General features: G+C 69.4%; 13 protein-coding genes. 10 read left to right on the top strand and 3 right to left on the bottom strand.

Annotated elements, in window-relative coordinates; genetic code table 11:
- The 4 genes from lipB (at window position 1) to ACFJGU_RS05440 (ending at window position 3,160) form a co-directional block, all read left to right on the top strand.
- Window positions 1-681, top strand: coding sequence for a lipoyl(octanoyl) transferase LipB (lipB, locus tag ACFJGU_RS05455; protein WP_382308349.1), 681 nt, complete (start codon window positions 1-3; stop codon window positions 679-681).
- Window positions 678-1,679 carry a lipoyl synthase gene (gene lipA, locus ACFJGU_RS05450; protein WP_382308347.1) on the top strand — a complete coding sequence of 334 codons (1,002 nt, stop codon included), beginning with the start codon at window positions 678-680 and terminating at the stop codon, window positions 1,677-1,679. The genes lipB and lipA overlap by 4 nt, the downstream gene beginning before the upstream one ends.
- 74 nt (window positions 1,680-1,753) lie before the next feature.
- Window positions 1,754-2,653: a hypothetical protein gene (locus ACFJGU_RS05445; protein ID WP_382308345.1), complete on the top strand. Its 900-nt coding sequence runs from the start codon at window positions 1,754-1,756 to the stop codon at window positions 2,651-2,653.
- 33 nt (window positions 2,654-2,686) lie between these two features.
- Window positions 2,687-3,160 (top strand): VOC family protein, encoded by a 474-nt coding sequence (locus ACFJGU_RS05440; protein WP_382308343.1) that lies wholly within the window; start codon window positions 2,687-2,689, stop codon window positions 3,158-3,160.
- 5 nt (window positions 3,161-3,165) lie between these two features.
- On the opposite strand, the gene ACFJGU_RS05435 is transcribed toward ACFJGU_RS05440, so the two are convergent.
- The 3 genes from ACFJGU_RS05435 to ACFJGU_RS05425 form a co-directional block, all read right to left on the bottom strand.
- On the bottom strand, window positions 3,166-3,432 hold the full coding sequence (locus ACFJGU_RS05435; RefSeq protein ID WP_382308341.1) for a hypothetical protein: 267 nt from the start codon (window positions 3,430-3,432) through the stop codon (window positions 3,166-3,168).
- Window positions 3,433-3,494: 62 nt separating this feature from the next.
- Complete coding sequence (locus ACFJGU_RS05430; RefSeq protein ID WP_382308339.1) at window positions 3,495-3,902, bottom strand: DUF1622 domain-containing protein; 408 nt, start codon at window positions 3,900-3,902, stop codon at window positions 3,495-3,497.
- Between the two features lie 121 nt (window positions 3,903-4,023).
- The gene (locus ACFJGU_RS05425) at window positions 4,024-5,697 is read right to left on the bottom strand and encodes an alpha-amylase family protein (RefSeq protein ID WP_382308337.1); all 1,674 of its coding nucleotides are present in this window, start codon (window positions 5,695-5,697) and stop codon (window positions 4,024-4,026) included.
- Between the two features lie 60 nt (window positions 5,698-5,757).
- On the opposite strand from ACFJGU_RS05425, the gene ACFJGU_RS05420 reads away from it, so the two are divergent.
- The 6 genes from ACFJGU_RS05420 (at window position 5,758) to ACFJGU_RS05395 (ending at window position 12,520) form a co-directional block, all read left to right on the top strand.
- Window positions 5,758-6,636 (top strand): aldo/keto reductase, encoded by an 879-nt coding sequence (locus ACFJGU_RS05420; protein WP_382308335.1) that lies wholly within the window; start codon window positions 5,758-5,760, stop codon window positions 6,634-6,636.
- Between the two features lie 45 nt (window positions 6,637-6,681).
- Window positions 6,682-7,908: a glutathionylspermidine synthase family protein gene (locus ACFJGU_RS05415; protein WP_382308334.1), complete on the top strand. Its 1,227-nt coding sequence runs from the start codon at window positions 6,682-6,684 to the stop codon at window positions 7,906-7,908.
- Complete coding sequence (locus ACFJGU_RS05410) at window positions 7,905-8,495, top strand: hypothetical protein (RefSeq protein ID WP_382308332.1); 591 nt, start codon at window positions 7,905-7,907, stop codon at window positions 8,493-8,495. Before ACFJGU_RS05415 ends, ACFJGU_RS05410 begins: the two co-directional genes overlap by 4 nt.
- A gap of 51 nt (window positions 8,496-8,546) precedes the next feature.
- Window positions 8,547-10,436 (top strand): cell wall-binding repeat-containing protein, encoded by a 1,890-nt coding sequence (locus ACFJGU_RS05405; RefSeq protein ID WP_382308330.1) that lies wholly within the window; start codon window positions 8,547-8,549, stop codon window positions 10,434-10,436.
- Between the two features lie 65 nt (window positions 10,437-10,501).
- Entirely contained in the window at window positions 10,502-11,092 is a 591-nt protein-coding gene (locus ACFJGU_RS05400) for a DNA-3-methyladenine glycosylase I (RefSeq protein ID WP_382308328.1), read from the top strand.
- Window positions 11,093-11,170: 78 nt separating this feature from the next.
- Window positions 11,171-12,520, top strand: a complete 1,350-nt coding sequence (locus ACFJGU_RS05395) for an aminotransferase class III-fold pyridoxal phosphate-dependent enzyme (protein WP_382308326.1) — start codon at window positions 11,171-11,173, stop codon at window positions 12,518-12,520.
- Window positions 12,521-12,524: the final 4 nt, after the last annotated feature.

Here is a 12,524-nt window from a genome sequence, read left to right as displayed (position 1 = left end):
ATGACAGACTTCGTCGTGGAAGGCGTGGGGCGGCGGTTGGTCCCCTATGCCGAGGGTCTCGCGTTGCAGGCGCGCCTGCACGATCAGGTGGTGGCGGGGGATGCCCCCGACACCGTGATCCTGCTGGAGCACGAGGCCGTGTACACCGCGGGCAAGCGCACGGAGGACTCCGAGCGTCCCGTTGACGGCACGCCCGTGGTCGAAGTGGATCGCGGAGGCAAGATCACCTGGCACGGTCCGGGGCAGCTCGTCGGCTACCCGATCCTGCGCCTGCCCGATCCGATCGACGTCGTCGCCTACGTGCGCTCGCTGGAGAGCCTGCTGCTCGACGTCGTGATCGAGCTCGGCGTCGTGGCGCACCGGGTCGAGGGGCGCTCCGGCATCTGGACCACGGTCGACGGCACGACCTCGAAACTCGGCGCCATCGGCATCCGTGTCGCCTCCGGGGTGACGACCCACGGCTTCGCGCTCAACTGCAGCAACAGCCTCGAGCCCTACGAGCGGATCGTGGCGTGCGGCATCCGCGACGCCGGCGTCACCACAATCAGTGAGATCCTCGGTCGGCGGGTCGATCCGGCCGACGTGGTCGATTCGGTAATGGCGAAGTTCGAATCGCCGGGCGACCGGATGCGCGAACTGGTGCGCGTGGGCCACGAGGTCGTCGCGGCGGGCGCCCGGTGAGCGCGCCGCACATCCCCGAGGGCCGGAAGCTCCTGCGCCTCGAGGTGCGCAACGCCGAGACGCCGATCGAGCGGAAGCCCTCGTGGATCAAGACGAAGGCCAAGTTCGGCCCGGAATACCGTGAGCTGCAGGGCCTCGTGAAGGAGAAGGAACTCCACACGGTGTGCCAGGAAGCCGGCTGCCCCAACATCTTCGAGTGCTGGGAGGATCGCGAGGCGACGTTCCTGATCGGCGGGTCGCAGTGCACCCGGCGCTGCGACTTCTGCCAGATCGACACCGGCAAGCCGGCCGACTACGACACCGACGAGCCGCGACGGGTGGCGGAATCCGTGGTGTCGATGAACCTGCGCTACGCGACGGTCACCGGTGTCGCACGCGACGATCTGCCCGACGAGGGAGCGTGGCTGCACGCGGAGACGGTGCGGAAGATCCACGAGCTCAACCCGGGCACAGGAGTAGAGATCCTCGCCACCGACTTCTCGGGCAACCCCGACCTGTTGCAGGTGGTGTTCGACTCGCGCCCCGAGGTCTTCGCCCACAACGTGGAGACGGTGCCGCGCATCTTCAAGCGCATCCGCCCCGCCTTCCGCTACGAGCGCTCGCTCGACGTGCTCACGCAGGCTCGGGATGCGCGGCTCATCACGAAGTCGAACCTCATCCTCGGCATGGGGGAGACCCGCGAGGAGATCTCGCAGGCGCTGCAGGACCTGCACGACGCCGGCACCGACATCATCACCGTCACGCAGTATCTGCGGCCGTCGCCGCGGCACCTGCCCGTGGCGTCGTGGGTGCGGCCGGAGGAGTTCGTGGAGATCAAGGAGGAGGCCGAGGAGATCGGGTTCCTCGGCGTGCTGGCCGGTCCCCTCGTGCGCTCGTCGTACCGCGCCGGCCGCCTCTGGGCGCAGTCGATGCGGCGCAAGGGCTGGGACATCCCGCCCGCGCTCGCCCCGCTCGCCGACGCAGCCGACGCCCCGGCCGGCTTCGCCCAGGCAGTCTGACCCTCGGGGTTGCTGCATCCGATCGAATGAGCAATAATCGCGTTCGGGGTTGGGCCCAGTGAAAGGGTCGTCCTGTGCAGCAACGTCGTCGCTGGGTCGGAGTCGTCGCATCGACCGCCGCTTTGGGGGCGCTGATCGTCGGGTGGGGAGTGGTCGCGGGAGTCGGCGGGTTCGGCGCCTCGGCCCAGGAGGACGTCGTTCATCGCAAAACGAATGCGCGGCCCGTCGAGAGGGAAGCTGACTCGTCTTCCGCGGCGAGCGGTCAGACCGGATCGCCCGCCGATGCGGCCTGGCCGCCGGCGCCCACCGCTGATCCCGACCCGATCACGATCACCATTCCCGCGTCCTGGCCCGAAGCAGACAAGGTCATCGCGCGCGAATGGGTCGCTGTGGAGCAATCCACCCGCGCCTGTTCGCTCAGCCGTGGGGTCGACTACCGCTTCTCTCCCGTCTGGGACGAGCGCATCGACGAGTCGGGGACGACGGTCGGCGATCCTGCTCCGCCCGCGGATTGGGAGTCGCACTTCCAACGGCCCTTCATGTACTTCCTCGATACCCCGGTGGTGTGCTTCAACCGAGCACTCCAGGCGGTCGGACGCCCAGCTCAGGGGGCGCTCGACTTCGCTCCCCGCTCGCCACGATTCGAAGAGACGGACTTCGTCGACCCGACCACGCTCGACGTGCCAGCCGACTGGACGGACGAGCAGCGAGCGGAGGCGCGCCTGTCCTGGTCCGCGGAGTTGATCACGCGGCAGTGCATGAGCGATGCCGGATTCTCGGAGTACGGCCAGACACCGTACTGGCTGATGACTGACGCCCTTCGGGCGCAGGATCCGTGGGAGTCTGTCTACCCCGTCGAGAAGCGCGAGGCGGCACGGCGGGCGTTGAACGGCGACGACGACAACATCCCCTACGACTGGGAGCGCGCCGGATGCTGGGGTCGCGGGCAGCACGAGGTCGCCCTCGGCGGGTGACGGGCGTCGGCGGTGGGGTTTAGCGTGGCGGGCATGGATCAGCGAATCGACTTCATCACGCTCGCCACGGCCGACCTCGATGCCGCGCGGGGCTTCTACCGCGACGGGCTCGGGTGGGAGCCGCTGCTCGACGTTCCGGGCGAGATCCTCTTCTTCCAGGTGGGGCACGGGTTGGTGCTCGGCCTTTACGACGCCGTCGCGTTCGAGGGCGACCTGCGCGACGGGGCCGAGGCGCCGACCGAGGCGCCGACCGTCGACTGTTCCCTCGGCGCAGCAGCGCCCACCTTCACCCTCTCCCACAACGTCGGCTCACCCGCCGAGGTCGACGCCGTGGTCGAGCGGATGCTCGCGGCCGGCGGCAGCATCCGCAAACGTCCGCAGCAGGCCGCGTTCGGCGGCTACCACGCCCACGTGACCGACCCGAACGGCATCCTCTGGGAGGTGGCGCACAACCCGGGCTGGAGCGTCGAGGCCGACGGAACCGTGCGTCTCGAGCCCGTCGAGTAGCGCCGCTACTCGCCCGTGCGCGCCCATCGCGCGAACCGCGCCATCGCCTCCTCGGGCGTCCCGAACCGCCCGAGCCGCTCCATCGAGCGCGCATCCGGCGGCATCACCGAGTGGGCCACGACGAATCCGTCGCCATCGGCCCAGATCTCGGCTTGCGGCTGCCAGCCCCGCTCGGTCAGCCGCTCCACCAGGAACTCCGCCCCGTCGCCGAGCGCCCTCAGCCGGTAGTCGCCGAGCGCCGGGTCGGGCGCAGAAGCGGACAGAGCGGGCATCCGGCAACGCTAAGCCGACCTCGCCCACCTCGGTGCGGAGCGGGCGCGATTCACCCGGATATTCACCCGTCCCGCCCCTGCACCGCGCCGGCTGCCGGGTCGCCGTCCGCCGGGTCTGCGCCCGCCGGCACCGCTGACGGCTTCTGCCACGGCCAGCGCCCCGTGATCTCGAGCTCGAGCGAGAAGCTGAGGAAGGTGCGGATCAGCACGATCGCCCCCAGCACCGCGACACTCTCGAGTGTCGGCGTGACGGCGACGGTCCGGATGATGTCGGCTGCCACCAGCAGTTCCAACCCGAGCAGGATGGCCCGTCCGAGCAGCCGCCGGAACTGCGTGTACACGGGTCGTTGATGCCGCAGCCCCCGGGTCAGCGCGTTGAGCGAGGCGTACAGCGCCCCCACCACGATCGCCGCCACCCCCGCGGCGTCGATCACCTTGCCGACGATCTCGATGATCCCGTAGAAGTCCATGCCCACCTCGCCGTTCCGCCGTCACGCCTGCTGTCGTGCCGTGTCAGAAGCGTGGCAGCGTGGGTCCGCCGAAGGCAAGGACGAGCCAGACGACGGCAGGTCCGACGAGCGGCACCGCCCCTCAGTACTGGAGCCGCTCGCCCTCCGGGATCACCCGCAGCCAGGTGAACCCGTAGCCGTCGAGCTGGATCGTCGTGCGTCCCGCGGCATCCGCGTGCGACGACTCCCCGGTCAGCAGTTCGCTCACCTCGCACCCGGCGTGCGCCCGGCCGAGATCGAGCGGCACCGACACCGGCGACGCCGCGAAGTTGTGCAGCGCGATGACCTGCCGGTCGTCCCAGGTGAGCGAATGCGCCAGCACCGAGGCCGACTCCACCGGCAGCACCTCGAACGCACCCCAGCCGAACTCGGGCGCATTGCGGTAGTGCTGCACGAGCATCCGGATGAACGAATACAGTGACGACGGATCGCGCCGCTGCTGCTCCACGTTCACGTGCTCCGGGCCGTACCCGCCCGCCACGACGGCGTTGCGCAGCCGGGACGGTCGCGCGGCGGAGAACCCGCCGGTCGCGCCCGCGTTCCACTGCATCGCCGTGCGCACCGCCATCCGCCCCTCCGCGTCGAGGTTCTCGCCCATGCCGATCTCCTCGCCGTAGAACAGCACCGGCGTGCCCGGCAGCGAGAAGAGCAGGCTGTAGACCATGCGGATGCGCCGCGGATCCCCGTCGAGCATCGGCGGCAGGCGACGCACCAGCCCGCGCCCGTACACCTGCATCCGCTCTTCCGGCCCGAAAGCCGCGAAGACCTCCTGGCGCTCGGAGTCGCTCAGCTTGTCGAGCGTCAGTTCGTCGTGATTGCGCACGAAGTTCGCCCATTGCGAGTCGGGCGACCCGACCGGCCGCGACTCGAGCGCGGCGATCAGCGGCCCCGCATCCTGGCGCGCGAGCGAGAGGTACATGTTCTGCATCGAGATGAAGTCGAACTGCATCGTCAGCTCGTCGCCCTCGACCCCGCCGAAGAACACCTCCTGCTCGTCGCGCGGCAGGTTCACTTCGCCGAGCAGCACGCCGTCACCCGAGCGCCGGCCGAGGAAGGAGCGCAGCGACCGCAGGTAGGCGTGCGGATCGGGCAGCAGCCGCGATCCGTCGATGATGCCCGATTCGTCGAGGAGGAACGGCACGGCGTCGACCCGGAATCCCGAGAGCCCGAGCTGCAGCCAGAAGCCCATCACCTTCGCGATCTCGTCGCGCACCAGCGGATTCGTGATGTTGAGGTCGGGTTGGTGCTTGTAGAAGACGTGCTGGTAGTACTGCCCGGTCTTCTCGTCGAGCTGCCAGTTGCTCGTCTCCTGGTCGGGGAAGACGGGCGCCCCGTCGTGCGCCGGCGGTTCGTCGCGCCAGACGTAGTAGTCGCGGTACGGGTTCGTGCGACTCGACCGGGCCGCTTTGAACCACGGATGTTTGTCGCTGGTGTGATTGATCACCAGGTCGGCGATCACGCGCATCCCCCGGTCCCGGGCGATCCGGATGACCTCGACGAGGTCGCCGAAGTGGCCGAGCCGCGGGTCGACCCCGTAGAAGTCGACGATGTCGTAGCCGTCATCGCGATCGGGGGTCGGGTAGAACGGCATCAGCCAGAGGCAGGTCACGCCGAGCTCGGCCAGGTAGTCGAGCCGGTTGGCGAGGCCGGCGAAGTCGCCCACGCCGTCGCCGTTCCAGTCCATGTAGGTCTCGACGTCGAGGCAGTAGATGACCGCGCTCTTCCACCACAGGTCGCTCGTGTCGGTGACTTTCATGCTCTCAGTGTGGGCACGACCGAGCGGAATGCACAGGCCGGTCGCCGGGTTCATACCTGCATGACCTCGAACGAGAACGCCACCGCAACGCCCGCCTCCACCTCAGGGACCTTCGCCATCGGCGGCGATCTCACCGTCAACCGTCTGGGCTTCGGCACCATGCAGCTCACCGGCCCCGGCGTCTGGGGCGACCCGGCCGACCGCTCGGCCGCCATCGCCGTGTTGCGCCGCGCGGTGGAACTCGGCGTGAACCTCATCGACACGGCGGATGCCTACGGCCCGTTCGTGACGGATGCCCTCATCCGCGAGGCCCTGCACCCGTACGCCGACGGGGTCGCCATCGCCACGAAGGTCGGTTTCACCCGCCAGGGCCCGAACCAGTGGACGCCCGTGGGTCGCCCGGAGTACCTCCGCCAGCAGACCGAACTCAACCTCCGCCACCTCGGCGTCGACCGCATCGACCTGCTGCAGCTGCACCGCATCGACCCGAAGGTGCCGCTCGAGGACCAGATCGGCGAGCTCGCCGCGCTGCAGAGCGAGGGCAAGGTGCGCCACATCGGCCTCTCCGAGGTGACGGTCGACGACGTGGTGGCGGCTCGCGCCGTGGCCCCGATCGTCTCGGTGCAGAACCTCTTCAACCTCACGAACCGCAGCGCCTCCGAGCTGCTCGACTACTCCGCGGCCGAGGGGATCGCCTTCATCCCGTGGTTCCCGCTCGCCACCGGTGCGCTCTCCCGCGAGGGATCGCCCCTGGCGAAGCTCGCTGCGGCACACGGCTCGACCCCCTCGCAGCTCGCGCTCGCCTGGCTGCTCCACCGTTCACCGGTGATGCTGCCGATCCCGGGCACCTCCTCGGTGGCGCACCTCGAGGAGAACGTGGATGCCGCCCGCATCCACCTCTCGCCCGAGGAGTTCGAGGCGCTCGACGCCCTGAGCTGAGCGGGCGGCCCCCTTGGTCGGGAGCGCGGGTTAGGCTCGGAGATCATGCGGCGAACCGAGATCACCCCGCGCCCCGACTGGCGCTCGCGCCTGGACGAGGTGGGGTTCAGCTTCTACGACCTCGAGTCGGAGGGCGGGCGCCCGTACTGGAACGAGGCGGCGGCCTACGTGTTCTCGCTGACCGAGATCGAGCTCATCGAGCAGGCCACCGCCGAGCTCTTCGCCCGGTGCATGGAGGCCGTGGAGTTCGTGGTGCGGCAGGGGCGCTTCGACGAGTTCGGCATCCCGGAGCGGTTCCACGAGCTGGTGCGGGCGTCGTGGGACGACGACGATCCCACCGTCTACGGCCGCTTCGACCTGGCCTACGACGGCGACGGCACCGTGAAGCTGCTCGAGTTCAATGCCGACACGCCCACCTCGCTCGTCGAGACCGCGGCGGCGCAGTGGCAGTGGCTCGAGGAGCAGACCGCGCGCGGCGCCCTGCCGGCCGAGGCCGATCAGTTCAACGGCCTGCACGAACTCCTGATCGAGCAGTGGGAGCACGTCCGCTCCGCCCGCTGGGGCCTCGCACCGGGCGCTCGGCTGCACCTCGCCTCGTTGCACGACACGGGCGACGGCGAGCTCATCGTCGAGGACTTCGACACCGTGGCCTACATGGCCGAGACCGCCTCCGCGGCGGGCTTCGACCCGAAGCTGATCTTCATGGAGGACGTGCGGTGGAGCGTCGACGACGGCGTCTTCCTCGACGCCGACGACGAGCCGATCCGCCGCATCTTCAAGCTGTATCCGTGGGAATGGATGCTCGCCGAGCAGTTCGGCGGTTTCCTGCCGGCCAGTCGCGGGGCGACGCAGTGGGTGGAGCCGGCCTGGAAGCTGCTGCTCAGCAACAAGCAGCTGCTGGTGGTGCTCTGGGAGCTGTTCCCCGGGCATCCGAACCTCCTGCCCGCCTTCGCCTCCGCAGATGTGCTGTCCGGCCGACCTCACGTCGCGAAGCCGCGGCTCGGTCGCGAGGGCGCGAACGTGCGGCTCATCGACGCGTCGGGCGCGGTCATCGCCTTCGCCGAGGGGGCGTACGGCGACGAGGGCTTCGTCTACCAGGAGCAGGCGCGGTTCGCGCCGATCCCCGACAAGACGGCGGTGATCGGCAGCTGGATCGTGGGGGAGACGCCCGCCGGCATCGACCTGCGCGAGACCAGCGGGCCGATCACGGGCGACCTCGCCGAATTCGTGCCGCACTACATCGATCCGCAGCACATCGAGGAGGCGTCGTGAAATCGGCCCGATCCACCCGGCTGACCCTCGCGGGCATCGCCGCCGATCAACGCGCCGGCCTCGCCCGCCCCTCGCGAGCCGCCGTGCAGCGCGGCGTCGCCGTCGCGTCGATCGCGGGCGCCGTGCTGGCGCTCTCGGGGTGTGCGCCGACCGAAGAGGGCATCGTGCTCGAGGGCGCCGACGGCGAGAAGTACGTGGTGCCGCAGAACGCCGAGCGCCCGATGTACGACTCGAAAGAGGACTGCATCGCGGATGTGACGGAGCAGATCGGGGTGCTCGAACGGCAGGGCGAAGACATCGTCGATACACCGGAGGATCTCTGCGAGCCCTCCTCCCGGTATCCGTCGGCCCACTATTCGGGCTTGTGGCTCGGCCCGTTGCTCTTCGCGGGTTCGCGCTGGGCTTCGCCCCGGGTCTCCGGATGGGCGCCGGTGCCGAGCGGCGGCTTCGCGGCGCCGGGTTCGAAGCTGCAGTCCGACGTGGTCTCGCCGGCACCGGCCGGTGCGAAGGCGGGCGATCGCGCGCCCTTGAAGGGCGGTTTCGGTGGCTCGGGGAAGTCGGGCTTCGGTTCCTCCGCCGGCGGCTGATTCATGAGGTAAGCTCATCCGGGGTCGGGAACCCATCGATCGGATGTCTCCATGCATGAGTCCTTCCTGACTGCTCCTCGTCCCCTCGTGGCCGTCCGCCGTCTTCTTCTCGCCGCTGTCGCCACGTTCGCCGTCACCGGCTCCGCGCTCGCGGCGTCGCAACCTGCCTTCGCGGCCGCGCCGATCGCCGCTGACGACCACTACTCGGTGATCGCCGACACCCCGCTCGAGCCCCCGGCGCCGGGTGTCTTCGCGAACGACACCGGCGCCACGAGCGTCTCGATGACGATCAAGGTGGTGGCGGGGCCGTCGCACGGAACCGTCACGGTCACCGGGCCCGGATTGTTCCGATACGTGCCTGCCGCCGGGTTCGCCGGAACGGATGCCTTCAGCTACTGCATCGTGAAGCGTGCGGCCTCGCCCGCCTGCATCTCGCTCGACGCCGAGGTCTCGATCGACGTCACCAAGGTCAAGGCGGTCGACGACGCCTATTCGACCCCCGTCAACACACCCCTCACCGTGCCGGGCCCGGGCGTGCTGGCGAACGACACCGACGTGCTGCCATCGATGTCGGTCGCGTTCGATCCTCCCGCCCACGGCGGGCTCACACCTGGCGCCCGGGGCGGGTTCGCCTACACACCACCCGCCGGCTTCCGCGGCGCCGACACCTTCACCTACTGCCTCGCGGCGGATGACGAGTGCCTGTCGAACCCGGCGACCGTCACGATTCGAGTCGGACTCGACGGCCTGCTTGCCGTCGACGACCATTACGACGTCGACGTGGACGCGTTGCTCGTCCGATCCGGCGCCGATGGTCTCTTCTCGAATGACGTCGGAGCAATCCCTGGTGACGGCATCACCATCGTGACGGAACCGCACGAGGGGAGTCTCACTGCGGTCGGCGTCGGTGGAGGGTTCGCCTACACACCCTCAGACGCGTTCGTCGGACAAGACACCTTCCAGTACTGCATCACCGCGGTTCCTCTCCACTCGCCCTGTCTCTCGAACGTGGCGACGGTTGTGGTCGACGTTCACCCGGTCGCGCTCCGCGTGGGTGGTGCTGACCGCTATGCGGTCTCGGCGGCCATCTCGGCGCGCACCTTCCACGCCGGCGTTCCGGTCGCGTACATCGCTTCCGGTGCGGTCTTCGCCGACGCGCTCTCCGGATCGGCCGCAGCGGGAGCCCAGCGCGGTCCGGTGCTGCTCACCACGCGGGACGCGGTTCCCGACGTCATCCTCGGCGAACTCCGACGCCTGAAGCCCGCGAAGATCGTCGTGCTCGGTGGCGTCGCGAGCGTCAGCCCGGCCGTCGAAGACGTGCTCCGTCCGCTGGCCGGAACCGTCGTGCGCTACGACGGGGCAGACCGGTACGCCGTCTCGGCGAGGGTGTCACGCGAGGCGTTCCGCACCAGCCCGTCCGTCGCCTACGTGGCCTCGGGCGAGACCTTCCCCGACGCTCTTTCCGGTTCGGCTGCCGCCGGCCGTTTCGGCGGCCCGGTTCTGCTGGTGACGCGCGATACGGTGCCCGCCGCGGTGTCGACGGAGCTCGCGCGCCTGAAGCCCGGCCGCATCGTCGTACTCGGCGGCCCCAACACCGTCTCGGCGGGAGTGTTCGATGCCTTGTCCGCCGTCGCCTCGACCACCCGTATCGGAGGCTCCGACCGATTCGAGGTCTCGGCCGCCGTGTCGAAGAGCACTTTCCCTGCCGGGGCGCGGACCGTGTATGTCGCGTCGGGCTCGGTGTTCCCGGACGCGCTCTCGGGGTCCTCCGCCGCGATCGCTCAATCCGCGCCGGTGCTCCTGGTGACGGCGACAGCGCTCCCATCTGCCGTGGCCGCAGAACTCGACCGCCTCAAGCCCGCTCGCATCATCGTGCTCGGTGGAACGAACACCGTCTCGGATGCCGTGCTCGCCGAGCTCCGCGGTCATCTGGACGGCTGAAGTCGGAGGTTCCGGTGGCGCACCGCGGCCACCCGGATGTCGCCGGGTCCTGAGAGGATCGACGCATGAGCGGACTCCCCGACCTCGGAACACCCGATCCGCACGACGGCACGTGCCCCTGGGCCACGGGATCGCCCGCGATGCGCGCCTACCACGATGCCGAGTGGGGCGTGCCGAGCCACGACGACCACTACCTGTTCGAGTTCCTGGTGCTCGAAGGGGCACAGGCGGGTCTCTCGTGGTCGACCATCCTCAACCGGCGGGCCGGCTATGCGCGCGCTTTCCACGACTTCGATGTCGACGCGGTCGCGGCGATGGGGGATGACGAGCTCGAGGCGCTCATGGGTGACGAGGGCATCATCCGCAACCGCCTGAAGATCTTCGGCACGCGCAAGAACGCGCTCGCCTTCATCCGCGTGCAGCAGGAGTTCGGCAGCTTCGCCGACTACCTGTGGAGCTGGGTCGACGGCCGGCCGGTGGTGCGACCCGCGGATGCCACGGGCTTCACCGCCACCACCGAACTCTCCGACCGCCTCAGCAAAGACCTGAAGAAGCGCGGCTTCACCTTCGTCGGTTCCACGATCGTCTACGCCTACCTCCAGGCAGTCGGCGTCATCGACGACCACGTCGCCACCTGTCCCGCGAGGCGGCGGTGAACAGCGGAGAACGACGGTGAACGCCCCTGAACGCACGCTGAAACGGGCGTGAAACACCCGAGCGGTTAGGCTCGGAGTATGCCCACTTCTGTCGACACCTTCTCCGTTCCGCAAGCCCGCAAGCTCGTCACCGAGCTGCCCGGGCCGAAGTCGCGCGAGCTGCACGAGCGTCGCCGCAAGACCGTCTCCCGCGGTGCCGGTACCCTTGCCGACATCTACATGGACCACGGATCAGGCGCCATCCTCGTCGACGTCGACGGCAATCAGATCATCGATCTGGGCTGCGGCATCGGCGTCACCACCATCGGCCACGCGCATCCGGCGATCGCCGCGGCCGCCGCCGAGCAGGCCGGCAAGCTCACCCACACGCTCTTCACGGTCACCCCGTACGAGAACTACCTCAAGGTCGCCGAGAAGCTCGCCGAGATCACCCCCGGTGACTTCGAGAAGCGCTCGATCCTCGTGAACTCCGGCGCCGAGGCTGTCGAGAACGCGGTGAAGATCGCTCGCAAGTACACCGGCCGCCGCGTCATCGCCACCCTCGACCACGCCTTCCACGGCCGCACCAACCTCACCATGGCCATGACCTACCGCCCCTGGCCCGAGCGCGCCGGAATCGGCCCGATGCCGGGCGACATCTACAGCGTGCCGATCAGCTACCCCTTCCGCGACCCCGACGGCATGACCGGCGAAGAGGCCGCCGAGCGCACCATCGACTACATCAACACGCACATCGGGGCGACGGAACTGGCCGCACTCTTCGTCGAGCCGATCCAGGGCGACGGCGGCATCGTCATCCCCGCGCCTGGGTTCTTCAAGCGCCTCAGCGAGTTCTGCACCGAGAACGGGATCGTGTTCGTGGCCGACGAGATCCAGGCCGGCATCGCCCGCTCGGGCGCCTGGTACTCCATCGAGCACCACGGCGTGGTGCCCGACCTCGTCACGAGCGCCAAGGGCATCGCCGGCGGCTTCCCGCTCGCGGCCGTCACGGGCCGCGCCGAGATCATGGATTCGGTGCAGCCCGGCGGCATCGGCGGCACCTTCGGCGGCAACCCGGTCTCCACCGCGGCGGCACTCGCCGTGTTCGACCTGATCGAGCGCGACGGCCTGATCGCCGAGGCGCAGCGCGTCGAGCGCGCCTTCTTCGCCCGCATCGGCGACTGGCCGTCGAAGTACTCCGTGGTGGGCGAGGTGCGCGGCAAGGGCGCGATGTTCGGGGTCGAGCTCGTGCATCCCGGCACCAAGAAGCCGAACCCCGAGGCCCTCACCGCCGTCATCAAGCACGCCACCTCGAACGGCGTGATCGTGCTGGACGCGGGCAGCTGGGACAGCGTGCTCCGCTTCCTCCCGAGCGTCGTCATCAGCGAAGAACTGATCGACGACGCCGCCACGGTCATCGAGCAGAAGCTGGCCGAACTCTCGGCCTGACGAC

This window comes from Herbiconiux sp. UC225_62, from assembly GCF_042694625.1.
GTDB lineage: Bacteria > Actinomycetota > Actinomycetes > Actinomycetales > Microbacteriaceae > Herbiconiux.
Note: the sequence above shows the minus strand (reverse complement) of the source record. Positions and strands in the feature narration are given on the sequence as shown.